Here is a 23705-nt window from a genome sequence, read left to right on the forward strand (position 1 = left end):
GTCGCTAGCAGGGAGACATGGTTCGATGAAATTCGTCATTCTCACCGACACTCATTTCGTCGCCCGTGGCCGTAGGCTTTACGGGCTGGATCCCACCGAGCGGCTTGGCGCGGCGGTCGAGCGGATCAACCGCGATCATCCGGATATTTCCTTTGTGATCGTGACCGGTGACCTTGCCCATTGGGGCGAGGACGCCGCTTACGAAAATCTCGCCTCGGTCCTGGCGCGGCTGAAGGCGCCGACCATCCTCTTGATGGGCAACCACGATAAGCGCGGTCCGTTTGGCCATTTCTTCCCCGGCGTGCCGCGCGACGAATCCGGCTTTGTGCAGTCCATTCATTTGTTCGATGCTGCCACGATCGTCACGCTGGATACGCTGAACGAGGCCGCCCCTGATCATGCCGGATGGCTGTGCGAGGCGCGGCTCGCGTTCCTCGAACACGCGCTCGGCTCGGCACCAGCCGATCGCCCGCTTCTGCTGTTTCAGCACCATCCGCCGTTCGATGCCGGGTTGCGCTACATGGACAACATCAAGCTCGCCAATCCCGAGGCCGAATGGGACGTGATCGCACGCACGCGAAAGCCGGACTATCTGTTCATGGGCCATCTGCACCGGCCGATCTCGGGCGTCTGGCGCGGCATCGCCTTCCACATCCAGCGCGCGCTATCGCATCAGGTGGCGTTCGACCTCGATACGGCGGATCACATTCCCGGGTCGCACGAACTGCCGGACTATTCGCACGTGACCGTCGGCGCCGGGCAGGTGGTGATTCACCAATGCTCGTTCCTTTACGATGGACCGCTGTTTTCGTTGCAGGACCGCGCCGCAATCGAATGGACCGACCGATAACGCCGGGTAAGGCCAGGCACGCCGCGATCGGCCGTCAGCCCGGCCGGGACTGCGCTTCCAATTGCCGGCTGTAGCGCGACATAGCAAAGCAGAACACGAAATAGATCAGCCCGACGAACACGTAGACTTCAACGCTGAACTGCTGCCAGGCGGGATCGATGATGGAGGTCTTCGCCGTCGTCAGCAGGTCGAAGATACCGATGATCAGCACCAGGCTGGTGTCCTTGAAGAAGGCGATGAACGTATTCACCAGTGGCGGGATCACATGGCGAATCGCCTGCGGCAGGATGATCAGGCCGTTCTTCTTCCAGTAGGTGAGTCCGAGCGCGTCGGCGGCGTCGTGCTGTCCTCTCGGAATGGCCTGAAGGCCGCCGCGGATGACTTCGGCAAGATAGGCGCCGGCGTACAGTATGAACGCGATCTGCGCCCGGAGCAGTTTGTCGATGTTGACGCCGTCGGGCAGGAACAGCGGAAACATCACGCTCGCCATGAACAACAGGCTGATCAGGGGAACGCCGCGGATCAACTCGACATAGAGCACGCAGAGCGACCGGATCGCAGGCAATTTTGAACGGCGGCCCAGCGCCACCACGATCCCGAGCGGGAAGCCGAACGCCAGCCCGAACGTCGCCAGGATCAGCGTCACCGGCAGCCCGCCCCAGCGATCCTGTGAAACGTAGGACAGCCCGAAGACGCCGCCCCACATCAAGACGCCAATCAGGACCAGCGCCGCCGCCCACACCAATACCAGTTCCTTGCGCCACCAATTGCGCCGGCTCGACACCCAGAACAGCGCAATGAAGGTGAGGCACACCAGCGCCGGCCGCCACTGCTCATTGAAGGGGTAAGTGCCGAACAGGATGAAGCGATATTTTTCAGGGATCACAGCCCAGCAGGCGCCGAGCCCACGGATCGACCGGCAGGGGCCGGTCTGGTTGCCGGAAACGATCCAGATTGCATTCCAGTAGCCCCACTGCACCAGGCTGACGAACGCCTTGGCGAGCAGCGCGATCAGGAGCACGGAAATGATGCTTGACGCGACCGAGGCGAACAGGTTCGCGCGCAGCCACCGGATGGCGCGACCGGCCGGTGTCCTGCGGGGTCGCGCGTCGAAGGGAAGCGGATTTTTCGGAGCGTCCGTGATCGACGTCATGGCATCAGCGCTCCACCAGCGCGATGCGCGCATTGTACCAGTTCATGAACAGGCTGATGCCGAGGCTGATGGTGAGGAACACGGCCATGATGAGCGCGATGGCTTCGATCGCCTGTCCGGTCTGGTTCAGCGTGGTATTCGCGATCGACACCACGTCCTGATACCCGACCGCAACCGCAAGCGAGGAATTCTTGGTCAGGTTCAGGTATTGGCTGGTCATCGGCGGAATGATGACGCGGAGCGCCTGCGGCAGCACGATGCGCTGAAGCACAAAGCTACGGCGCAGGCCGAGCGCATTCGCGGCGTCCCATTGGCCCCGTGGAACAGCCTGAATGCCGCTGCGCACGATTTCGGCGATGAACGCCGAGGTGTAGGTGACGAGCGCGATCAGCAGCGCAAAATATTCCGGTGCGAGTGTCAGTCCGCCGACAAAATTGAAGCCGCGCAGTTCGGGCAACGTGATGGTCCATGACGCGCCGAGGCCAAACGACACCAGCGCCGGCAGGCCGACGAGCAGGGCCAGCGCATAGGGCCAGAACGGACGCGCCTTGCCGTCCGCCATCTGCCGCGCCACTAACTGCCGTCGCAATAGATACAGGGCGCCCAGGCCGGCAGCGGCCGCAGCGATGACCCACAGATTTGCTTCCTCGATCGGAATCGCTGGCAAGACCAGGCCTCTGTTCGACAGAAAGACGCCTTCGATCGGCTTCCAGGCCGCGCGTGCCGCCGGAAGTCCCTGCATCAGCACGTACCAGAACAACAACTGCAGCAGCAGCGGAACGTCGCGCAGCACTTCGACGTAGACCGCAGCCAGCCGCGACAACAGCCAGTTCGACGACAGCCGCGCGATGCCGATCAGCGTGCCAAGCACGGTCGCGAGCACGATGCCGATGACCGCGACGCGGAGCGTATTGACGATGCCGACGATGAAGGCGCGGGCGTAAGGATCCCTGGGGCTATAGGCAAGCCAGCTATCCGCGATCGGCATTCCGGCCTCGCGGCCGAGAAAGGCGAAGCCGGTCGAAATCCGGCGCACCGACAAATTGTGCAGGGCGTTGGACCAGAGCCAGCCAACGATCGCGACCGCGATGGCGACCACCACGATCTGCCAGACGAGGCCGTTGATCTGCTGGCGATTCAGGCGGAGGCGCATCCGCCGGCGGCGAGGGAATTCGGGCGTGGATGTCGTCACAGCACAAGGATCCTCGACTTAAGCGGCGATGACTTTGATCAACGATGTATTGCAGCAGCGACCTTCCAGTAGCGATCTTCGGCGATGGGCCCGCAAGGCGCATTTCAAATGTTGCACCAAAATGGATTCTGTGCAACATATGTTTCATGGCGCAGCTCCGGCCGAAATCCTCGCCGCTGAACGATTTGTGCAGTGCGCTGCCATCGTTGCCGATGCGGCTGCAGCAAGTCGGCCGGTTCGTTGCCGCCAATGACTATGACGCCACCACGCGCTCGATGCGTGATCTCGCCGCCGAGGCCGGCGCCGATCCCGCCGCTTTCACCCGGCTTGCAAAAGCGCTCGGCTATTCCGGATGGGACGAATTGCGCGCCGCGCTGACCGAGGCCCGCCGGCCCGCGCAATCTTCGCCGTTTTCGGGTCGCGCCAGGGGCGGCGGGAAAGGGCCCAACGCCGAGATATCGCTGGTCTCCGACAAGCTGGAAGCCGAGGCGGCAGGTCTTGCGCGCATTTCGGCCGGCTCGGTGGCCAACGCGGCCAAGGCTCTGCACGCCGCGCGGCGCATCTGGATCGCCGGCTTTCGGAGCTGCCGCAGCGTTGCGGAATTGCTCAATTATCAGCTCCGCCTGTTCCGGCCGGACGCGGTGCATCTGGTCGGCGGCTCGGGTCCCGAAGATCTCGATCTGGGCGCGTTCCATAGCGGCGATGCCGTCGTCGTTATCGGGTTTGCGCCCTATTCGAGGGCAAGCGTTTTGTCGGCGCGGGTGGCCCATGATTCCGGCGCCACGCTAGTTGCGATTGCCGATACGATTACGGCGCCGATGGCGGAGGGGGCTGACCATGTGTTGCTGTACGAGGCCGCCGCGTCGCCCGGATTCTTTCCGAGCCTGACCGGCGCCATCGCCATCGCACAGTCGCTGGCCGCCGTGACCTTCGTGCTGGGCGGCGCCGGCGCCAAGCGGCGCCTCGAAGAGACCGAAGGCCGGTTGACCGCGCTGTCGCAATATGTCGCGGAGAAAGGTTGATCGCCATGGGAGCCAGCAAAAGCCGGTTGCTGCACCGAAGCCTGCGTGAAACGCCGCCGAAGGCCATCGGCGGCGATGGCGTCTGGCTGGTCGCCGAGGATGGCAGACGGATTCTGGATGCTTCCGGTGGCGCGGCCGTCTCCTGCCTCGGCCACCAGCACCCTCGCGTGCTCGAGGCCATGACGCGGCAGGCATCGAAGCTGGCCTTTGCCCATACCGGGTTCTTCTCGTCGGAGCCCGCCGAAGCGCTGGCTGAGGCGCTCGTTGGCGACGAGCCCGGCGGCCTGGCCTACGCCTATCTCGTCAGCGGCGGGTCGGAAGCGATCGAGGCCAGCATCAAGCTGGCGCGGCAATACTTTGTCGAAAGCGGCCAGCCGCAACGCCAGCGCTTCATCGCGCGCCGCCAGAGCTATCACGGCAATACGCTGGGCGCGCTCGCCGCCGGCGGCAACGCCTGGCGGCGCGAACCCTACGCGCCGCTATTGTCGTCGGCCTTCAGCCACGTGACGCCGGCGTTCGCCTATCACGAAAAACGTGACAGCGAATCCGAGGCGGATTTCGTGGCGCGCCTGGCGGCCGAGCTCGAAGCCGAATTCCAGCGCCTTGGTCCGGATACGGTGGCGGCATTCATTGCCGAGCCGGTGGTGGGCGCCACCGCCGGATGCGTGCCGGCGCCGGAGGGATATTTCCGCGCCGTCCGCGAGATCTGCGACCGGCATGGCGCGCTCTTGATCCTGGACGAGGTGATGTGCGGCATGGGCCGCACCGGCACGCGCCACGCCTGGGAGCAGGAGGGCATCGCGCCCGATATCCAGACCATCGCTAAGGGGCTTGGCGGCGGCTATCAACCGATCGGCGCCATGCTCGCCGGCGGGCGCATCGTCGATACGCTCCGGGATGGCTCGGGCGCATTCAAGCACGGCCACACCTATCTGGCGCATCCGCTCGCCTGTGCCGCGGCGCTCGAGGTGCAGCGGGTGATCGATGACGAGCAACTGCTCGACAGGGTCAAGGATCTTGGCCGCCAGCTCGAACGGCGCCTGACCGAGCGTTTCGGCAATCACCGCCACGTCGGCGATATCAGGGGGCGGGGCCTGTTCCAGGCCATTGAGCTCGTCGCCGATCGTGCCACCCGCGCGCCGTTCGATCCTGCGCTCAAGCTCCACCAGCGGATCAAGGCCGCCGCGTTCGAAGGCGGCCTTGCCTGCTATCCCTCGGGTGGAACGGCGGATGGCCGCAGCGGCGACCACGTCCTGCTGGCGCCGCCCTATATCGCGACATCAGACGATGTCGACATGATCGTCGACCGGCTGGGTCACGCCGTCGACTGGGCCTTGAAGAGTGTTGGTCATTAGGAGGAGCAGAATGAAGAGAATCATCATCGCTACAGGCTTGCTCGCCGCGTCGGGCTTGATGGTGCAAGCCGCAACGCTCGATACGGTCAAACAGCGCGGCACGCTGGTGTGCGGCGTCAGCATCGGCTTCGCCGGGTTCTCCACCCCGGACTCGCAGGGCAATTACAAGGGGCTCGACGTCGACTATTGCCGCGCCTTGGCGGCCGGTGTGCTCGGCGACGCCAGCAAGGTGCGCTATGTCGCGCTCACGGCGCAGAACCGCTTCACGGCTTTGCAGTCGGGCGAGATCGACGTGCTCTACCGCAATTCGACGCAGACCTATCTGCGCGGCGCAACACTGGGGCTGCGGCAGGGGCCGGTCAATTTCTACGACGGCCAGGGTTTTGTCGTAAGGGCCGACGCCGGCGTAAAGGACCTCAAGGGCCTCAATGGCGCCACCGTCTGCGTCGCGCAGGGCACGACCCATGAAGTGACGCTCGGCGACTACGGCCGTGCCAACGGCATCGAATGGAAACCGCTGGTGTTCGACCGCACCGATACCATGTACCAGACGTTCTTTGGCGGGCGCTGCGATGCCATGACCCAGGACGCTTCCGCGCTCGCCGGCGCGATCACCACCGCGGCTTCCAATCCGGCCGACTACACCGTGCTGCCGCAGACCATCAGCAAGGAGCCGCTCGGGCCGTTCACCCGCAACGGCGACGACGTGTGGACCGACATCATCGCCTGGCTTCACTATGGCTTGATCGAGGCGGAAGAGCTTGGTGTCACCGCTGCCAACGCCGAACAAATGGCAAAATCCAATGTGCCGGCCATCCAGCGGCTGCTCGGTACTTCGGGCGAGCTCGGCTCGCGATTTGGCCTCGACAACAAATGGATGCTGCAGGCGATTAAGGCGGGCGGCAATTACGGCGAGATCTTTGAGCGCAATGTCGGCAAGGCGAGTCCGCTAAAACTCGATCGCGGCCTCAACGCGACCTGGACCAAGGGCGGCCTGATGTACGCTCTGCCGTTCAAGTAGTGACACGTTGCGGCGCGGCGGGTTGACACAAGTCGCGCCGCAGCCAGACTGACCCATATGCGCATTACCCTGATCCACGCCCTGAAACACTCGATTGCGCCGATCGAGGCTTCCTTCGCCAGGCTTTGGCCGGAGGCCCGCCTGATGAATCTGCTCGACGACAGCCTGTCGGCCGATCTGGCGCGTGACGGCGGGCTCACCGACGCGATGACTGCGCGTTTCCTCCAGCTTGGACGCTACGCCGTCGGTACCGGATCGGATGCGATCCTGTTCACCTGCTCGGCGTTCGGTCCCTGCATCGAAGCCGTCGCACGGGCCCACGCCCCGATGCCGGTGCTCAAGCCCAATGAAGCGATGATCGAGCAGGCCGTCGCGCGTGGCCGCAGGATCGGGCTGTTGTCGACGTTTCCGCCGACGCTCGCCTCGATGCCGCCGGAGTTTCCGTCGCAGGTCGAGCTGGTGCCGATACTGGCGGAAGGCGCGTTAGCCGCGCTCGATCGCGGGGATCGCGCGACCCATGACCGCCTGGTGGTGGAAGCATCGAGGAGCTTGGGCGACTGCGACCTGATCGCGCTCGCCCAGTACAGCCTGGCGCCAGCGGCAGACGCGGTCGCCGAGGCGACGGGACGGCCGGTGCTGACCACGCCCGACAGCGCGGTGCAGAAACTGATCAAGATGCTCGGCGTGGACCGAACCTAGGCTTCTTCCTCGTTTGGCGTCTTTTCGGCTAGGCTTGCTCAACGTCATCTCTTGCCGCGGGCCGCTGGCCAGCGGCAAATGCTGCTCCAATCGCAGCAACAAGCAGAGCGGCTCCTCCCCAAGCGAGCGCATCCGCACCGAACCAAGTGATCAGGCCGCCACCGAAGGCGCTGCCGAGCATTTGCCCGAAATACGTGGCGGACAGGTTCAATGCCGCCGAGGCTGAAGCCAGTTCCGGCGCCAGGAGCACCAGCCGTGCCTGCTGAGACGGATGAATAGCGAAACCGCCAAGCCCCCAGATCGAGATCGCCAGCATCGTAGTCACCAGCGAGCCGTGTGCGATGGGCCACATCGCAAACGCTGCAATCATAAGGGCAAGGCAAACGCCAACCACACGTCCGGCGCCAATGCGATCAATCACGCGGCTCGCGAAGTAATTGCCGGCAAGCCCCGCTACTCCGAACCAGCCGAACAGAAGGCCAATTCCCGTCGCATCGATGCCCAGGCTGTCCCTGAGGATGGGGGCCAGGTAGGTATAGAGTGTAAATTGACCTGCACACTGGAGAGCCGTGGTCAGCAACAACCATAGAATGACTGCGTTGCCCGCCAAAGACCGCCATGCGTTCCAGTCTACCGGTGTATTCGGCAGTTTGGCTGAAACCGTGAGCGCGACCCACGCCGCGCTCGCGAACGACATTGCGCCGACAAGGCCGAGCGTTACGCGCCAGCCAAGAACCGCTCCGAGTGCGTTTCCTGCGGGTATCCCGATCACGATCGAGAGCGTGAACCCGAGAAACATCGTGGCGATGGCTCTTCCGCTCCGTCCGGGCGGAGCTGCAAGACCCGCGGCAGCGATCGAGTGCGGAGTGGCGACCGCGGCAGCAAGGCCTGCAAATATGCGCGCCGCTGCAAGCGTGCTGTAGGTCGGCGCCACCGCCGCGGCAAACTGCAGGACTCCAAACAAGCCAAGTCCCGCCGCAATCAAGTCCCGCCGACCAAATCGCCTCGTGAGAGGTATCAGCAGCGGCGCCCCGACCGCGAGCGCAAGCGAGTAGGCGGACATCAACTGTCCCGCACCTGCGACTGACGTCCCAAGCTCCCGCGCGATTTCGTTGAGCAGACCAGTCACCGCGAAAGCGCCGATCCCCACAACGAAGTAGCCGAATGCAAGAGCTGCGGTGGATTTTGGTTCTGCGCACACGACCTCACGTAAGCTCCGGATGTGGTCGCTGGACACGCCGGCAGCCGCTCACATGCGGCGCGCACGAATATCGACTTCCTTCCGCCAGTTTTCGTGGTCCAAACTCCGCTCCGCCGTCCAATGAAAAGACGCCGGTTCAATTTCGGAAAAGGTCCAGCGCATCGAGCCGCCTCGTGGATCCGGACCTTCCTGCACAATATCTCGGTCTCGTGCGCGGCCGATCTGTTGCGTGAAAACGTCGGTGTCGCAGGGTCATTCCATAGAATGCGCCAAGCATCGAGATTCGGATCGTAGATGCGCAGCGTCGTTCCGTACCAATTTCCTGCCCCGGGGAGCTGTTCAATACCCGGGCGCCGTTGCTCGAGGCGCGGGATCATCCAAACGTCCTGTATGGCGCGGCCCTGCAATATCCAGCCTGCGTGAATCTCGCCGCGACCGGCATGGGTGGACCCGTCCTCAAGTATTGTGGTGACGTCCATCTCCCACTGACCGACGAGCCACGAATACAGTTCTAGCTTGGCCTTGCGCTCTGGATCCGGGCCATCGGCGTGGAGCACGCGAGGAAATGATGTGGTAAGCGAGCTTGGCGCTTGCGCATTTCTGGTGTGCGCAGATGTCATCGTAGCCTCCTCTGACTCTAACGATTGGCCTCACAGTGGGCCTCGATCCGATAATCCATCGGGATAAATCAAAGGTCGCCGCATGGAACTTGCTGACTGTCACGGGCCGTGCCGCGAAACTGAAGCGCAAGCCTGAGGCGGGATCCGGATCGACCGGTTGGCCCTGCAGATGTGGCGCGGCGCCGGTTTTCGCTTGGGAAAAATTGCTAAATATGGTGGGGCTGGCCGGAACAGCCCGTTGCCCGCTCTGTTGGAGAACCCGAGACCGAATTGTGCGTTCTGGCGTTATGGCACTCAAGATTCAGGTATTGGCGTCTGGCCCCGGTTGGAGCGTGCGCGACGTGGTCTGCGACTTCGGGCCGCACGACCACTCTTTCGTCGAGCAGCATGCCGAAACGGCAATCTCGCCAGTGGCGCAAGGAAGCTTTCAGTACCGGACGCAGGTTGGAGCCGCGACGCTCGTGCCGGGATCGCTTCTGCTCGGCAATGCCGGCAGTTGCTTCGAGTGCGGACATGAGCATGCGCAGGGCGACCGGTGTCTCGCGTTTCATTTCGCGCCAGCATTCTTCGAGAGCATTGCCGCAGGCGTGCCGGGCGCACGCAGGACTACATTCGTCCATGCCGGCTTGCCTCCGACAAACGAACTCATTGGTCTACTCGCCGATGCTGAAGTCGCCCGCGATCAGCGCGACGGAGCAGCTCTCGAGGAAATCGCGACCCGACTTGCCGGCGCCGTTTTGATGATGACGGCCGACAAAGTCGCGCCTATCCGCACTCCAAGCGCGCACGATGAGCGGCGGATTACCCGGGCGATCCGCCGCATCGATGCACAACCAGATGGAAGGATAGGGCTCAACGCGCTTGCCCGCGAAGCTGCAATGAGTCCCTATCATTTTCTGCGCACGTTCCGGCAAGTAGCCGGAATGACGCCGCATCAGTACATTCTGCATACGCGGCTCCACCGCGCTGCAAGGCGGCTCCGCGAGAGCTCGGATCCGATTTCCAGGATCGCTTTCAAGGCTGGCTTCGAGGATCTGGCCACTTTTAACCGGCGATTCCGCCGACTGATCGGTACAACGCCGAGCACCTACCGCGCGGTCAGTTAGACAGTCACTGCGGCGAGCTCGAATAGAGAGCAGGTTCTTGAGCACTTTGCTGGCAGGATCGCTATTGTAACCGCTGCAACAAGCCGCATCAGAAGGCGATGCTTGGCACCGATCGCGGCTAGGCCTCTTTCTTCTTGGCCGGCTTTTTCGCCGCCTTCGCCGTCGCTGCTTCCTCGGCCGCGTTCCTGATCGCCCGCGCGTAACTATCGGCGGTGTTTTGCGCCGAGTTTTGCAGCCGCTTGGCCGCGGCCGTGCCGAGCTCCATCGTGCTCTTGGCGATCAGCCGGAATTGGTCCCGCGTCTCCTTGTCCTTTGCCTTGGCCGCGCGGGCCATGATCTGGTCGCGCCGCTTCTTCACGGCTGCCATCAGGCTCTTGTTCTGCGCTTTTGCGATTTGCCGGATGACGACGTCGAGATCGGCTTCAGCCATTATGAGTCACTCTTGCCGCACCATGCCACCGGTCAGGGTGCGCTGATGCATTGGCGCATTACGGTTGATGAAGGAACAGGCAACATTGTGTCGCCCCGGCGTGATGATTTCAAGCGCGATTTGGCAGCGGTGCGGCGTGACGGCTTGCTCAACCTTGAAGCTGACGCACAAAGCCGGGCGTCATGCCGGAAGGATCCGCCGATAACCGTCGGTTAACGTTGTGTTGCTACGCATTCGCAACCGGCAGGAAAGGCAAGCGGATGCGAAACCTCACCGTCTATCAGCGCTTTGCGATGGTCATTGCGGCGCTGACGATCGTGCTGCTGGCCGTCTCCGCCTTGCAGATCCTGGTGCTGCGCGATGCGGTCCTGGCCGAGCGGCGCACCACGGTCCGCAATCTTGTCGAGTCCGCGACGAAGATCCTCGCCCAGTACGAAGGTGAGGCCAAGGCCGGCAAGATCGAGCCTGACCGGGCGCGTCAGATGGCCTTTGCTTCGATCGGCGCCATGCGCTGGGGTGAACACGCCGACTACATCGGCGTGTACGGCACGGGAAGCGCCGATGCCGGCGTCACCTATGTGCACGTCAATCCGAAATACATCAACGTCAACCGCTGGGAGTTCAAGGACAAGAGCGGCAAGCTGTTGATCCAGGATATCGTGCGGACCGCGCGCGCCGGCGGCGGCTTTGTCGAGTATCTGGCGCCCCGCTCCGCCGGCGGAGCCGAACTTCGTAAGCTCGCCTATGTCGGGGCGTTTGGCACAGGCGACAAGCTTCTCGCCATCCAGGCCGGCGTTTATGTCGACGACATCGACGCGGTGGTCTTCAGTCGGATGATCTGGGCTGGAATCGCCGGGCTGGCCGGACTGGCAATCGCGGCCTTCTCTGCATTCTGGCTCGGCCGCGGCATGGTCGTCCCGCTCAACAGAACCTGCTCGGCGATGGACGAACTGGTCAAGGGCAACCTTGCTGCCGAGATTCCGTTCGTCGACCGGACCAACGAGATCGGCCGGATTGCGCGAAGCCTCCAGGTCTTCAAGGATCATCTGGTGGAAACCACGCGGCTGCGCACCGAACAGGAAGCGATGAAGACGCGTTCCGCCGAGGAGCGGCAAGCGGTTCTGTCCCGCATCGCCGACGAATTCGAGCGTAGCATCGGCGGGGTGATCCAGGGCACCGCAACGGCCGCCGACGAATTGCAGAATTCGGCTTCGTCGATGTCCACGATTGCGGTGGGAACGACGGATCAGAGCGCGAAGGTCGCGGCCGCCGCCGAGCAGACGGCGTCGAATGTCCAGACCGTTGCTGCGTCAGCGGAGGAGCTGTCGTCCTCGATCCAGGAGATCGCGCGGCAGGTTACCCAATCTTCGTCAATTGCCCAGAATGCGGTCGGGCAGGCCAACCGGACCGAGGCCATGGTCGGCCGCCTGGTCGAGGCCTCGCAAAAGATCGGCGAGGTCATGGCGCTGATCCAGACCATCGCGGGACAGACGAACTTGCTGGCGTTGAACGCGACCATCGAAGCTGCGCGGGCCGGCGAGGCCGGCAGAGGCTTCGCCGTCGTCGCCAACGAGGTGAAGGCGCTGTCGGCGCAGACCGCCAAGGCTACCGACGAAATCACCAGCCAGATCCAGGAAATCCGCGATGCGACCGGTTCGACGGTCAATGCAATCCGCGAGATCGGCACCACGATCGGGCAAATGAACGAGATCGCAGGCTCCATTGCGGCCGCCGTCGAAGAGCAGGGCGCTGCGACCAACGAGATCGCCCGCAGCGTCCAGCAGGCGGCGCAAGGCGCCCAAGAGGTGATGCAGAACATCACGGGCGTGCGCGAAGCTTCGAGCAAGGTCGACGCTGCCGCGAGCCTCGTGCTTAATGCCGCCGGTCAACTGACGTCGCAATCCGAGCAGCTCAAAACTGAAACCGGCAAATTCCTCGGCAACGTCCGGGCCGCGTGACATCTCGCGTCAGCCCTTCCGCGTTTGAAAGGGACTTGCGATGATCAGTCGCCGAGCCGCAAATTGAGCTCGCGCCCGAGCCACTCGCCTCGATCGGCCAGCGGCGTCAGCGTTCAGTTCAGCCGCGCGCCGATCCCCGTGAGCACGCGATAATCCGGCTTGGATTGAACGCCGTTGTGCTGGTTGATGACCGGCACGCCGACGGAGACAAAGCCGGAGAAGCGATCGAAGCCCACCCGCACGCCGGGCGAGAGATAGACCGTGGTGCCGCCCGAATTGGGGTCGGGAATTCCGGCGATGCGCTGCTTGTCGTGCCACTCGCCATTGAGCTCGAGAACGAGGTCGAGCGTATAGGGCGTCTTCTTCATGTCGCTGTGGTCGTGGTTGGCGTGATAGAGGCAATGCTCCTGCAATTGATTGCGCGGCTGCATGCAGTATTCGTGCAGCTCCACCTCTTTCGCGGATCCGGTTGGCCCGACCAGGCGATACGACACGGCGGTGCCGAACAAAAAGCGGTCGCCGAGATTGGTGTCCTGCGTGCCCGTGCTGATCAGGTAATAGAGGCCGCTCACGTCGAACGACCAGCGGCCAGCGCGTTTGGTCAAGGCGGCGCCGAACAGGCCGTCCCAGGACCCCGAGCCCGGCTGAAATTCGGCCTGAAAAAGTTGACCGGCGGCGTCACGCCGGTTGGTGACACCCGTCGGTGCCTTGAAGCCGAACAGCACGGCGGCCGACGTTCCCGTCTGCGCGTTGTTGTGGAAGCGATATTGCCCGAGCATGGTCACGTCGCCGAACCCTGCCGAATTGCCGCGCCTGTTGATGCCGTCGGGGCTCATCAGGCTGCTCATGTCGCTCATATTCATCATGCCCATATGGCCGCCGCTCAGCATGTCCTCGGCGGGCTCGCTGATACCCGAGCGGCGGACGCCGGCGGCGCGAACGGCAACGGTCAGGTCATTGGTGATGCCGTAGGCCACCGAAAGCGAGACGGCATCGATCGAGCGGATCGAATGCGCGTGCGTGCCGCGGCTCGCGGCGGCAAGCAGGTCGGCGTCGCTGAGCTGGCCCAATCGGATGAACTCGTAGCGGACCGATGCGGCGATCAGTCCTTCGGAAAGCGTGTCGGCCGAAATGGTGTTGATGGGGCCGCCACTGCCGGTATTGCCCCCGCCGCCCGGATGATGCGCTTCTGCGGGAGCGGTGAGAAAAAGTATCATGGATGAAAAGATGCCGGCCGCAGGCCGTCTAAGATACGCACACACATACGCCCCCTGTACTCACTGTCCGGCGATTAGCCATCGCAATCGGGCGCGAGATTGACTGGATCTTGCGAGAAGCGCGGCTGGCTGGCGACCGAAGCAAAGCGGAAAAGCGAGCGCGTCATCGCGGGCGAGGCGTCTGTGTGGCTGTCGCGTGTTGGGCCAATGGCGAGAGAGGCGCAATCGTTTGCTTGGTTGTATGTCCGGGGTCGCTCGCGTCACAGCGCAGTGGCCGCAATCACGTCCGGCAGCGGCCGTAATCACGGCGAGCGCCAGCCGTAATCGCGTCCGATTGATTCTCTACACGCTTCTCTGTCCAGCGCGCGTATCGGAGTAGGACAATTATGACAAGTATCGTCAGAGATATCTTTGTGTTTGTCACCGCGGCTATTTTTGTCGCAGCGAGTTTGCTCATTGCGACCAGCGTCGGCGCGCATGAGTACAAGGTCGGCGCGCTCGACATCGGCCATCCCTGGTCGCGCCCGACTCCGAAGGATGCCAATATCGCGGGCGGCTATCTCACCATCACCAACAAGGGAAAGACTGCGGATCGTCTGATCGGCGGCACGTCGCCCGTGGCAGGCCAGATCGAGGTGCACGAGGTGGTCGATGTGGACGGTATGGCGAAGACGCGGCCGCTCGCGAACGGTCTTGAGATCAAGCCCGGCAAGACCGTGGAGCTCAAGCCCGGCGCCTATCGCATCCTGCTGATGGGCCTCAAGGAGCCGTTCCTGATTGGCCAGAAGGTGAAGGGCACGCTGGTGTTCGAGAAGGCCGGGCCTGTCGATATCATCTACAACGTCGAGGAGAACGTCGGAGCCGCCGTCAGTGGTGTCAATGGTGCCGCACACAAGCACCATTAAGGTACGGCTTCACATCATCGTCGGATGAGTATCAACACCGCGCCTAGGTGTGTCCTGACCACCAAACGTGTGCCCAAGTAGTCGCGCGATGATTGCAAGTTGCGGCTTCGTCGCGCGTCCGGCGTCTCCCCGACGGACCAGCAGTAGCGCTGGTTGAAGTGTCATCGTGGGCAGTGATTTCTTGCAGTCCGAACTCCTCATTTTCAGGTCGATCGAATGTCAGTCATCACTGCAAGCGAGCCGCAACCATCGCCGCGAGGAGAGCGGGCAAGACTGCCGTCCGCGGCCGCACTTCTGTCTGCATCACTTCTCGGCCTCGGGCTGGCCTACCTCGCCTGCGCCCTGCTGATCCCGGCGATAGCGCGCGAGGGGAGCACTGTGTCCCTTATTTCGGCTGGCAATCGTTCGGAAGGGGTTCTCTGTTCGAATAGCAATCCCTCGACCTCGCCGCAGTCAACGCGCACAGCCCAGATGAGTGAAGCGGTCGAGCGTGCGGACTCCGGTGGGGCCGCACCGTCGGCCGAGCATCCGCCGTCAACAGTTCGGAAACCACACGCGCTCTCTTCCAGTCCCGCTAACTAATCGAAAATCGTTCTGCCGCAAATTCGTGCCCGGGAAAGGGAATGGGGAGATCCAAACAATGAACGGGCTGGCCATCATGGAAAACGTTCGCCGCTACCGCACAATCGCATCGTTGTACCGCCAGACCGCGGCCTTCCGGCCGCTTCATAGCGGTTCCCTGCTGGCGCAAGCCAGGGAATGGGAGCATCGCGCCGTAGCGGAGCTGGAAGCCTATTATGAGGCTTTCTGTCAGGCCGCTTCCGGCAATACGCCAACCCACTCCGCAAGCTGCGCGGTGAACTGACGGCGGTGCGCTCCGGAGTTAACGAATTCAGGCGGCGTGGTTAAGATCCATTTACCTTCGCCGTCCCAGATGGGTAACTCGATCGATCCAACTGCCATCCTCGACAGTGATACGATCGAAATTTACGGTGGCCCGCTTGGGGCTTCTTTCGTGGGTTGCATATCAGCTCGCCGACGCTATCAGTCCGACCCGCATGTCCCTGGCGACATAGACGCATGTATCGTCGGCAAACACACGGCCGTTCGCAATTGCAACCGCCAGTTTGCTGCGCCTGACATGGCGCATGCTGACCTCGTATCGCACGCACCTTGTGTCCGGCTTGACACCGCCTTGTAGCTTGACCTCGCCAACGCCGACCGCGCGTCCTTTGCCTGGGGAGCCCGACCAGCCAAGCCAATAGCCAATGACCTGCCACATGGCGTCGAGACCGAGGCAGCCCGGCATTACCGGATCACCGGCAAAGTAGCAGTCAAAAAACCAGAGGTCCGGCGTGATATCGAGCTCGCCGATGACATGGCCTTTGCCGAATTCGCCGCCGTCTACGCTGATCTCGATGATGCGGTCCATCATCAGCATGGGCGGTGCCGGGAGCTGAGCATTGCCCGGGCCGAAATAGCCGCCTTCGCTCGACTTGAGCAGATCCTCTCTTGTGTAGGACGATTGCGGAGCGTGAAAGTCGCGCGGGTTGGACACGGCCATGCACCTCTGACGATGTTTAGCGGGCGGTTGTCAAATGTGCTTTCCGTAGCCTGACTTCAAGCCAAAGTTTCCGCCGCATGCCTTCGGGTCGCGCTCGATGGCCGGCAATGGTCCACGCGGCGGCCCATCCGATACGCTGGGCGCGAAACTTCTTATGATCTACGGTCTTATCAACACATCGTAGATTCAATGAAACTGGACTCTGGTGACTGTTGAGTCGATCCGGATGCCGAAGACCTTGCGCCCGATCGTGTCGTTGCTCCTGGGGCTGGCGTTCCTGCTGGCGGGCAGCGGCTTGCAATTCACGTTGCTGCCGTTGCGCGGCAGCGCGGAAGGTTTTGACGATCTTGCGCTCGGTGTCATCAGCTCGGCCTATTACGTCGGCTTCGTCAGCGGCTGTCTGCTCGCGCCTTATCTGATCCAGCGCGCCGGACACATTCGCGCTTTTACAGCGATGGTGGCGGTGGCGGCAGCCGTGGCGCTTGCCCACGCGCTCGCGCCGGTGGTCGTGGCCTGGATAGTTTTCCGCGGCGTAACCGGCCTCTGCCTCGCCGGTCTCTACCTGGTGGTCGAGAGCTGGCTCAACGATCGCGCCTCCAACGAGACTCGCGGGCTCGTGCTGTCGGCTTACGTGGTGGTCAACTACGGCGCCATCACATTTGGTCAGGCCCTGGTAACGCTTTATCCGATCGCTGAGGCTGGGAACTTCATGGTGGCTGCCATGCTTTCCTCGTTGGCCATCGTTCCGGTGGCCCTGACCCGTGCGGCGCAACCAGCACCGATTACCACCGTCAGCCTTCGCGTCGGACAGCTATACCGCGCGGCACCCGTCGCGCTGGTCGCAAGTTTCATGATTGGCGCAGCTAACGGTGCATTCTGGGGCCTTGCGCCGCTGTCGGCCGCCGGCAGCGGCCTCAGCATCGATCAGGTGGCGCTGTTCATGAGTACGGCAGTGCTGGCCGGAGCCATCGTCCAGTGGCCGGTAGGCCGTCTGTCCGACCGCGTCGATCGCCGCCTGGTGCTGCTCGTTCTCTTGATCGGAGCCGCCGCCGCGGGCATTGCCTCGTGGCTGATCTCCGCATCCGGAATGATGCTGCTGCTGTTCGGTATCCTCTTCGGGGCGCTCGCGCTGCCCGGCTATTCGCTCGCTGCGGCTCATGCCTATGACAAGACCCCAGCGAGTGATGTCGTACCGATCGCCGCCACGATCCTGCTCACCAACGGCCTCGGTTCAGTGGTCGGACCGCTCATTGCCGCTGCCTTCATGTCGGCGGAAGGGCCACGCGCCTTGTTCCTGTTCACCGCGATGGTCCAGGCGTTGCTTGCGGCCTACGTTTTGTATCGGACGCAGGTGCAGGTCTCGCTCGCTTCGCCACAGAAGACCGACTTCGATCTTGCCTCGACAGCACTCGTGGGTACGGTGGTAACGCACGATGCGCTGGACCCGGCCGATCCCTCGATTATTATCCCGGAGGCCTATGCGCGCGCGCCCATGCAAGCCAATGCCAGCTCGACTCCATCGTCGGAGAGCTGACCTTGGGCTCGCCGGTTGACGCGGCATCATGAACGACAAGGCCTGCTGGTCGAGCCGCACGCTTTTAGCGGAGGCGGAGCGTGAACTTGGCCGGTAGAGCCGCGACTATCTCGTCGCACGCGTGCGCCCGGCAACAGTGCACGCGCCACGGTCGATGGAGAGGGCACTATTGCTTCGCCGTGGCGCTATGATGGCGCAGCAAATTCGCTGATGGTGTACGCTGTTGCGCGCGGCGATGCGCAGGATGCCTACGCAAAAGAAGCCCGCATCCGGTGCCGTCGGGCGCTTCAGCGCGGCACGAAAGGCGCCGCCAGGACCGCGAGCATGCCAAAGGCGGCGATGTTCCAGAACAGCGAGCGGATGAGCGGTATTCCGGATATATAAAGCGCGGTGTAAGCGATGCGCCCGCCGATATAGGCAATCGATCCCCAATGGGTCAGCTCATTGTGAACGCCCGCCGCCTGAACAATGAGAACCGCCGCGGCAAAGAACGGAAACGTCTCCATGTAGTTGCGGAAGTTACGATTGATGCGCCCGGGGATGGGCGTGAGCGGCGGCATCTCGACGTCGCGCGGGCTCGCGGCCCATTTGAGGCCGTACTGCGCGTTTGCGGCCTGCGCCGCAGCGACGAGCTGAAGGAAGCCCCAAAGAGTTGCGGTTGCCAGCACCATTAGCTCGAAGCTCATGCCCATCCTGGGTCCTCTTTCAAAAAGGTGCGGCGGGCTTTCAGCATTCCCGCGTTACCCCGCACTCCAAACGCCATGCCGAGGGCCCCGTCGACCATTTGCGCGACAAAGCCGATCGCGATCAGAGTGAGAAACTGAATGTCCATCGAGGGGCAATCCCCGGCCTGGGTCCCGCGTGGTCACGTGTTATAGAGGAGGCGCGCCTCTCTCGTCAGGTGTCGATGGCGCCTTTGATACGTTTTCGCGCAAGCGGCGGTTCGCACAGAAGCGTGCCGGTGGCGCTCACCACGGCATTCGCAAGGCAGCCGCGATTGCGGGGGAAACGCTTGACCGGGACGTATATCAGACATCAGACGGACGTCGACGTACCCGGCAGCCAGCTAGCGAAACAGCGGGATCGAACAGGTGCTCCAGTCGTGGTGGTGATCCAGGTCTGCTTCGGCGTGGCGCACCCGACACGATTCGAACGTGTGACCTTTGCCTTCGGAGCAAGATAACGTGCCCATCCGAAAAATGCGATAGGGCACGCTATGCTACTATCCATCTGAAGCAACTGGATATTCTCAACAACACGAGCGGCGTTCCTATCCGAAAACCCGCACTGATTTTTCTCCCGCGTGCTTACGCACTGCTTACGCGGCTTGTGCAGGCTGTGGCGCTTGTGCCTTATGATGGCCAAGAGCGCAGGTGGCCCCGATGCCCGAGTTCAAAAAAAGTGCGATATCCAGCACGGCAAGTTCGCATCGGTGGATGGCGCTAAGTACGCGTCTCCTAAGCGCTGTTGTATTAGCGCTCGTTGTTGGCGTCGTTGCGGCTGTCGCGGATTCGGCTGTGTCTGTGGGCAGCCTTGGCGCCGCTCTCGCGATTGTAGTTCTCGGCGCCTTCGTCTGCGCGGAGTTCCGCCGCGTTTCGTGGCTACGCTTGATCGGCATTGACACCGCGCTCTGCCTAGTCGTCCCATCGCTGCTTGCAGACCTTTCATGGGTGCCCCGAAACACGATCGGGTCGCTGGGCGCCGCCATGGAGCGTTTGGACGTCGTGGGATGGGTTATCAGCGTTCTTGTTCTCGGCGGCTGCGTGCAGGTCGACTGGAAAATCATGCGGAGCATGGCCATGAAGCTTGGCGTCCCGGTCTTCTGCGGAAGCCTCGCGGCATTGGCGGCGACATGGGGTTGGGCGGCCCTATGGGCGACGGATTTCTCCAGTGCGTTTTTCCTGCAGGTGGCACCGATGATGGCCGGTGGGTTGACTGCTGGAGCGCTGCCGCTTGCGACGGGTTACGCCAACCAATGGGGGCAGATGCAGGGGGCGCTGCTGGCCCAGATGCTTCCTTCGCTGCTCGTCGCCAATCTCCTGGCGATTGCCGTCGCGGGGATAATCGGCATGATCCGTCCGGCCGATGGGGTCCGGGGCGCCGCCGCTACATCGGCCGCCGCGGAGTCTGTCCGCGCCGGCGATATCGGCATGGCGATCGGCGCCATCATCGCGCTGTATGTCTGCGGCGCCGTGGTTTCGCATTGGTTCGGAGTTTCCAGCCCCTTGGTCGTGATCCTCGTGGGCATGACGGCCAGCGCGCTGGATGGTATACCGGCACCCGTTGTGCGCGGAATGAAAGCCGTCCAGAACTACTTCACGTCCTACCTGCTCTTTCCCGTGTTGTGGCTGGTCGGCCTGATGCTCGTGCCTTGGGAATACCTCGTGGCGGGCCTTGCAGCGCCCCTCCTGAGCATGGCGTTCGCAGCGGTCCTGGCTCTTTCCGTTACCGGTTATCTCGTCTCGAGATGGATGGGGCTGAACCCGGCCGACGGCGCAACGATCACGCTTTCAAGGGTAGCCATGGGCGGAACTGGCGCCATTGCGATCCTCAGCGCAGGAGATCGCGTGAACCTCCTACCCTTCGCGCTTCTGGTGACTCGCCTCGGCGGAGCGCTGACCGTGTTGCTCACGTTGCAGGCCGCGACTGTGCTACAACCTTGACGAGGTAAACCGAGACGCACGCGGGCGCGAAAAGGGGGCAGCTTGCAACTGCGGCACCTGCGATACTTCGTCAAGATCGTCGAAGCGGGAAGCTTCTCCCGGGCCGCCGCGACGATCCATGTGGCGCAGCCCGCGCTCAGCCAACAGATTGCGGAACTCGAAGAAGAACTCGGCGTGCCGGTGTTGCAGCGCCATGCGCGGGGCATAAGCCCTACGCCCGCTGGCGAGGTGCTTTACCGCGAAGCAGTGGTCATATTGCGGCGGATCGAGCAATTGCCGGGAATTGTGCGTTCGACCGGCGGCGAGCCTGACGGCGTCGTGGCTCTCGGCATGTCATCCACTCTGGCGGCGACGGTTGGCGGGCCCTTCATCCAGACGTGCCGCGCGCGGCTTCCAAAGGTTATGGTGAAGTTTCACATCTCGGACAGCGAGACGCTGAAACGCGAAATCTCGACCCATGCGCTCGACCTGGCGCTTCTTTTCGAGGATCAGTTTGCCGCCGGCTACTCTCGAGCGCCTCTTTTCCGACAGCGTCTCTATTATATCGGAGACAAGCGGATATCGCGGTCCACCGGGACGATCTCGATGGAAAAGCTCGCAAAGCTTCCGCTTGTTCTTCCGACCGCACCGAACATCCTGCGCTCCGTTCTCGATCGCGAGTTCGCCGGGATCGGCGTGTCGCCGAATATCGTCAGCGAGGGAGATCAGCTCAGCTCGATCATGTCTCTTGTCCGACAGGGGCTGGGCGGGACAGTGTTGCCGCGCGGCTTCGAACATGGCGAAGGAGCCGCCGATCTCGGGGTCCCGTCACTGATTGAGCCGCCTCTCTTCCTGACAGCCTCCGTGATGTGGTCGAGCGACACTGCGCTCAGCCGTGCGGCGGAGGCGGTACGCCTCGCGCTAGCGGACTACGTCATCGCGCTTACGCGCGAGCATGTCTATCCAGGGCTCGAGCTTCTTGGTCAAAGTTAGCTATCGGCGGTCAATATAGGCGCATACGAAGACGGTATTTGTGCGCCTTATGGAGATCGGGTTTGTCTGCGGTCCAATGAAGTCGCGCCAATACTGGCGGCCGGCATTGAAGGATCGAAGCAATGGCAAATCTGATTTACCGCGTGGTGTCTGCCTGTGGCGCGCTGGGCTACGGCTATCCGAAGGAATGCCTCGACGAAGCGCTGAAGGGGCGCATCGACGCCATCATTTCCGACGCCGGCTCGATGGATGCCGGTCCCTACTATCTCGGGACGGGTACGGAATATTTCGAACGCGATGCCGTCAAACTCGACTATCGGCACATGGTCGAAGCTGGCAGCAGGCTCGGCGTTCCCGTCATTCTGGGAAGCTGCGGCATGGCCGGCGGCGACCGCAATCTCGACTACATGCTGGATATCGCCAAGGAAGTCTTCGCCGAACTGGGGATCGCCAACGCCAAAGTCGCCGTGATCAGCGCCGAGCTGGACCCCGAAGTCGTCATCAACGAGCTCAAAGCGGGCGCGCTGCGCTGCACCGGGCTCGGTCCGGAGCTCGACGAGGAAGCGCTGCGTGAGAGCACGATCGTCGGACAGATGGGAATCCACCCGCTGATCACAGCGCTGGAGAGTGGCGCGCAATATATCTTTGCCGGCCGCTCTTGTGACATCGCGCTCTTCGCCTCGGATATGATCCGCCGCGGCATCGATGCCGGCCTCGCCTACCATGTCGGGCATGTACTTGAATGCGGCGCGCTAGCCTGCGATCCAGGTTCGCCGTCGGATTGTCTCGTCGCCGAAGTCTACGACGACAACTCGGCGCTGTTCGTCGCCCCCAATCCCACACGCCGCTGCACTTCGTACTCGATCGCCGCGCACTCGCTCTACGAAGAGAGCCATCCGCAGCTCCAGTTCTACCCCGAAGGCATCCTGGCGATGGAGAAGACGGAGTTCTTCTCAAAAGATTCGCGGGTCGCCGGCATACGCAACAGCCGCTTTGTCCGATCGGGTAAGCCCTGGCCGTGGAGCATCAAGCTGGAAGGAGCCCGCCGCCTCGGCGCCCGCAAAGTGTCGCTGCTCCATATCGACCCCGCCGACCTGCCGAAAGTGCCGGCGGACGTGCTGGTCTACGGCCGCAACGGCGTGCAAGCCCAACCCACGGCTTCCGGCCATCGCGAGCTTGGCATCATCATCGAGACCACCGCAAAGTCCGAAGAGGCTGCCGTGCTGCTGGCTAGCCTGCTCACCCATTACCTCATCCACTACGGCTATCCAGGACGAAAGGCAACCGCCGGCAACATTGCCTATCCGCTCTCGCCCAACCTCGTCAACTTCCGCCGATCTAACGGCTCGTTCGGTGCGATCGTTCCCAGCGGCACCCGCGATCCGGTGTTCTTTGCCAACTATGACAAGATCAAGAAGGCGGTGATCAACCTGATCGAAGCCGAATTTCCTACGGCACTTAAAGATGCGAGCTACCGGATCATCGATGCCGACGAGACTGCCCCCGCGATCCTCGTACGCACCATCGATCGCGATGCCGCATCGCTCGCGGCGCGACACGCTGCCGAGGTCGCACGGATCACCAATCTTGTCACGCCCAAGCCAGGCTCTTTGATCGGGCTCGATGCACCCGACGCTTACGAGTGGACGCTCTACCACCTCCTTCAGAACGAGGATGTGATCAAGAACGCCATGTTCCCGATCACCTACTACGACGCGAAAGGAGCGAGCTGGACGAAGACCGGAGAAGCGCGGCCTGCCTATTTCGACGTTGGCGAGACCGGATACTCGCGAAGCCTGGACGACCGCACCCTCTGCCTCATTCAGGAAGTGCCCGTCTCCGGCCTCCGGGTCGGTGAGCATCGGCTGCTCGACATGGCGGTGGTCATCCGCTCCAAGGACGCCGGCATCAATCGGCTTACCTTCGATGTGATCTTCACCTCCGGCGAGAACTACGAGATCGCGTTGAGCTCGAACATGTTCACGCGCGAGAGCGTGGCGCGCATCCTCGACCTGCCGTTGGATCGCGTCGTCGGCACCTTCTTCGTCGATACGTGCAACGCGATCAAGATCTCGATCGACCGGCTCAATATTTCGGCCTCGCCCGACGAACGTGATGTGTTCGGCGCGCAGCAGCAGTCCGCGATCGAGAACCTTTCGGTACCCGTCTATGCCCAAGCACTCGCCAAGGTATCTTCGTTCTGAGCCAACGTCCGCGGGGAGCACTGTCTCCCGCTCCCCGCG

General features: G+C 62.8%; 22 protein-coding genes. 14 read left to right on the forward strand and 8 right to left on the reverse strand.

Features of this window, described 5'->3' with window-relative positions; genetic code table 11:
- The first annotated feature begins 25 nt into the window (after window positions 1-25).
- The gene (locus V1290_RS19905) at window positions 26-850 is read left to right on the forward strand and encodes a phosphodiesterase (RefSeq protein WP_334365977.1); all 825 of its coding nucleotides are present in this window, start codon (window positions 26-28) and stop codon (window positions 848-850) included.
- 34 nt (window positions 851-884) lie between these two features.
- Here V1290_RS19905 and V1290_RS19910 read toward each other — a convergent pair whose 3' ends face one another.
- Window positions 885-2003: an amino acid ABC transporter permease gene (locus V1290_RS19910; protein WP_334365978.1), complete on the reverse strand. Its 1119-nt coding sequence runs from the start codon at window positions 2001-2003 to the stop codon at window positions 885-887.
- Window positions 2004-2007: 4 nt separating this feature from the next.
- Window positions 2008-3195: an amino acid ABC transporter permease gene (locus tag V1290_RS19915; RefSeq protein ID WP_334365979.1), complete on the reverse strand. Its 1188-nt coding sequence runs from the start codon at window positions 3193-3195 to the stop codon at window positions 2008-2010.
- Window positions 3196-3341: 146 nt separating this feature from the next.
- Here V1290_RS19915 and V1290_RS19920 point away from each other — a divergent pair, with 146 nt between their 5' ends.
- The 4 genes from V1290_RS19920 to V1290_RS19935 are packed head-to-tail and all read left to right on the forward strand — an operon-like array spanning window position 3342 to window position 7292.
- On the forward strand, window positions 3342-4217 hold the full coding sequence (locus tag V1290_RS19920; protein WP_334365980.1) for a MurR/RpiR family transcriptional regulator: 876 nt from the start codon (window positions 3342-3344) through the stop codon (window positions 4215-4217).
- Window positions 4218-4222: 5 nt separating this feature from the next.
- Entirely contained in the window at window positions 4223-5572 is a 1350-nt protein-coding gene (locus tag V1290_RS19925; protein WP_334365981.1) for an aspartate aminotransferase family protein, read from the forward strand.
- Window positions 5573-5582: 10 nt separating this feature from the next.
- A complete protein-coding gene (locus V1290_RS19930; RefSeq protein ID WP_334365982.1) occupies window positions 5583-6593 on the forward strand; it encodes an amino acid ABC transporter substrate-binding protein in 1011 nt (336 codons plus the stop codon).
- 57 nt (window positions 6594-6650) lie between these two features.
- A complete protein-coding gene (locus V1290_RS19935; RefSeq protein ID WP_334365983.1) occupies window positions 6651-7292 on the forward strand; it encodes an arylsulfatase in 642 nt (213 codons plus the stop codon).
- Window positions 7293-7320: 28 nt separating this feature from the next.
- Here the strand turns inward: V1290_RS19935 and V1290_RS19940 are convergent, their stop codons facing one another.
- On the reverse strand, window positions 7321-8529 hold the full coding sequence (locus V1290_RS19940; protein WP_334365984.1) for an MFS transporter: 1209 nt from the start codon (window positions 8527-8529) through the stop codon (window positions 7321-7323).
- A 619-nt stretch (window positions 8530-9148) separates the two neighbouring features.
- Here V1290_RS19940 and V1290_RS19945 point away from each other — a divergent pair.
- Window positions 9149-10219 (forward strand): helix-turn-helix transcriptional regulator, encoded by a 1071-nt coding sequence (locus V1290_RS19945; protein WP_334365985.1) that lies wholly within the window; start codon window positions 9149-9151, stop codon window positions 10217-10219.
- Window positions 10220-10337: 118 nt separating this feature from the next.
- On the opposite strand, the gene V1290_RS19950 is transcribed toward V1290_RS19945, so the two are convergent.
- Window positions 10338-10649 (reverse strand): hypothetical protein, encoded by a 312-nt coding sequence (locus V1290_RS19950; protein ID WP_334365986.1) that lies wholly within the window; start codon window positions 10647-10649, stop codon window positions 10338-10340.
- 12 nt (window positions 10650-10661) lie between these two features.
- On the opposite strand from V1290_RS19950, the gene V1290_RS19955 reads away from it, so the two are divergent.
- Together V1290_RS19955 and V1290_RS19960 are read left to right on the forward strand one after the other, a co-directional pair.
- A complete protein-coding gene (locus tag V1290_RS19955) occupies window positions 10662-10865 on the forward strand; it encodes a hypothetical protein (RefSeq protein WP_334365987.1) in 204 nt (67 codons plus the stop codon).
- Between the two features lie 44 nt (window positions 10866-10909).
- A complete protein-coding gene (locus tag V1290_RS19960; RefSeq protein WP_334365988.1) occupies window positions 10910-12607 on the forward strand; it encodes a methyl-accepting chemotaxis protein in 1698 nt (565 codons plus the stop codon).
- Between the two features lie 113 nt (window positions 12608-12720).
- Here the strand turns inward: V1290_RS19960 and V1290_RS19965 are convergent, their stop codons facing one another.
- Entirely contained in the window at window positions 12721-13824 is a 1104-nt protein-coding gene (locus tag V1290_RS19965; protein WP_334365989.1) for a transporter, read from the reverse strand.
- Between the two features lie 386 nt (window positions 13825-14210).
- Here V1290_RS19965 and V1290_RS19970 point away from each other — a divergent pair, with 386 nt between their 5' ends.
- Together V1290_RS19970 and V1290_RS19975 are read left to right on the forward strand one after the other, a co-directional pair.
- Window positions 14211-14729: a copper chaperone PCu(A)C gene (locus V1290_RS19970; protein WP_334365990.1), complete on the forward strand. Its 519-nt coding sequence runs from the start codon at window positions 14211-14213 to the stop codon at window positions 14727-14729.
- Between the two features lie 640 nt (window positions 14730-15369).
- Complete coding sequence (locus V1290_RS19975; RefSeq protein ID WP_035726722.1) at window positions 15370-15594, forward strand: hypothetical protein; 225 nt, start codon at window positions 15370-15372, stop codon at window positions 15592-15594.
- A gap of 162 nt (window positions 15595-15756) precedes the next feature.
- On the opposite strand, the gene fabA is transcribed toward V1290_RS19975, so the two are convergent.
- A complete protein-coding gene (gene fabA, locus V1290_RS19980) occupies window positions 15757-16287 on the reverse strand; it encodes a bifunctional 3-hydroxydecanoyl-ACP dehydratase/trans-2-decenoyl-ACP isomerase (protein WP_334369107.1) in 531 nt (176 codons plus the stop codon).
- Window positions 16288-16519: 232 nt separating this feature from the next.
- On the opposite strand from fabA, the gene V1290_RS19985 reads away from it, so the two are divergent.
- A complete protein-coding gene (locus V1290_RS19985; RefSeq protein ID WP_334365991.1) occupies window positions 16520-17827 on the forward strand; it encodes an MFS transporter in 1308 nt (435 codons plus the stop codon).
- 287 nt (window positions 17828-18114) lie between these two features.
- Here V1290_RS19985 and V1290_RS19990 read toward each other — a convergent pair whose 3' ends face one another.
- Both V1290_RS19990 and V1290_RS19995 read right to left on the reverse strand, forming a co-directional pair.
- The gene (locus V1290_RS19990) at window positions 18115-18513 is read right to left on the reverse strand and encodes an MAPEG family protein (RefSeq protein ID WP_334365992.1); all 399 of its coding nucleotides are present in this window, start codon (window positions 18511-18513) and stop codon (window positions 18115-18117) included.
- On the reverse strand, window positions 18510-18659 hold the full coding sequence (locus V1290_RS19995; RefSeq protein ID WP_334365993.1) for a hypothetical protein: 150 nt from the start codon (window positions 18657-18659) through the stop codon (window positions 18510-18512). Before V1290_RS19995 ends, V1290_RS19990 begins: the two co-directional genes overlap by 4 nt.
- 550 nt (window positions 18660-19209) lie before the next feature.
- On the opposite strand from V1290_RS19995, the gene V1290_RS20000 reads away from it, so the two are divergent.
- From V1290_RS20000 to V1290_RS20010, 3 genes are all read left to right on the forward strand, one after another.
- Complete coding sequence (locus tag V1290_RS20000; RefSeq protein WP_334365994.1) at window positions 19210-20490, forward strand: 2-hydroxycarboxylate transporter family protein; 1281 nt, start codon at window positions 19210-19212, stop codon at window positions 20488-20490.
- 42 nt (window positions 20491-20532) lie between these two features.
- The gene (locus V1290_RS20005) at window positions 20533-21462 is read left to right on the forward strand and encodes a LysR substrate-binding domain-containing protein (protein ID WP_334365995.1); all 930 of its coding nucleotides are present in this window, start codon (window positions 20533-20535) and stop codon (window positions 21460-21462) included.
- Between the two features lie 122 nt (window positions 21463-21584).
- Complete coding sequence (locus V1290_RS20010; RefSeq protein WP_334365997.1) at window positions 21585-23666, forward strand: DUF4387 family protein; 2082 nt, start codon at window positions 21585-21587, stop codon at window positions 23664-23666.
- Window positions 23667-23705 lie beyond the last annotated feature (39 nt).

This window comes from Bradyrhizobium sp. AZCC 1578, assembly GCF_036924675.1.
In the GTDB taxonomy this organism is placed as follows: domain Bacteria; phylum Pseudomonadota; class Alphaproteobacteria; order Rhizobiales; family Xanthobacteraceae; genus Bradyrhizobium.

Excerpts from the sequence above, each read along its gene's own strand:
- V1290_RS19960 (WP_334365988.1), top strand. The coding sequence starts at position 10,910 with ATGCGAAACCTCACCGTCTATCAGCGCTTTGCGATGGTCATTGCGGCG.
- V1290_RS20000 (WP_334365994.1), top strand. The coding sequence starts at position 19,210 with ATGCCCGAGTTCAAAAAAAGTGCGATATCCAGCACGGCAAGTTCGCAT.
- V1290_RS19905 (WP_334365977.1), top strand. The coding sequence starts at position 26 with ATGAAATTCGTCATTCTCACCGACACTCATTTCGTCGCCCGTGGCCGT.
- V1290_RS19970 (WP_334365990.1), top strand. The coding sequence starts at position 14,211 with ATGACAAGTATCGTCAGAGATATCTTTGTGTTTGTCACCGCGGCTATT.
- V1290_RS19920 (WP_334365980.1), top strand. The coding sequence starts at position 3,342 with ATGGCGCAGCTCCGGCCGAAATCCTCGCCGCTGAACGATTTGTGCAGT.
- V1290_RS19950 (WP_334365986.1), bottom strand. The coding sequence starts at position 10,649 with ATGGCTGAAGCCGATCTCGACGTCGTCATCCGGCAAATCGCAAAAGCG.
- V1290_RS20010 (WP_334365997.1), top strand. The coding sequence starts at position 21,585 with ATGGCAAATCTGATTTACCGCGTGGTGTCTGCCTGTGGCGCGCTGGGC.
- V1290_RS19995 (WP_334365993.1), bottom strand. The coding sequence starts at position 18,659 with ATGGACATTCAGTTTCTCACTCTGATCGCGATCGGCTTTGTCGCGCAA.
- V1290_RS19935 (WP_334365983.1), top strand. The coding sequence starts at position 6,651 with ATGCGCATTACCCTGATCCACGCCCTGAAACACTCGATTGCGCCGATC.
- V1290_RS19975 (WP_035726722.1), top strand. The coding sequence starts at position 15,370 with ATGAACGGGCTGGCCATCATGGAAAACGTTCGCCGCTACCGCACAATC.
- V1290_RS19930 (WP_334365982.1), top strand. The coding sequence starts at position 5,583 with ATGAAGAGAATCATCATCGCTACAGGCTTGCTCGCCGCGTCGGGCTTG.
- V1290_RS19910 (WP_334365978.1), bottom strand. The coding sequence starts at position 2,003 with ATGACGTCGATCACGGACGCTCCGAAAAATCCGCTTCCCTTCGACGCG.
- V1290_RS19990 (WP_334365992.1), bottom strand. The coding sequence starts at position 18,513 with ATGAGCTTCGAGCTAATGGTGCTGGCAACCGCAACTCTTTGGGGCTTC.
- V1290_RS19985 (WP_334365991.1), top strand. The coding sequence starts at position 16,520 with ATGCCGAAGACCTTGCGCCCGATCGTGTCGTTGCTCCTGGGGCTGGCG.
- V1290_RS19925 (WP_334365981.1), top strand. The coding sequence starts at position 4,223 with ATGGGAGCCAGCAAAAGCCGGTTGCTGCACCGAAGCCTGCGTGAAACG.
- V1290_RS19965 (WP_334365989.1), bottom strand. The coding sequence starts at position 13,824 with ATGATACTTTTTCTCACCGCTCCCGCAGAAGCGCATCATCCGGGCGGC.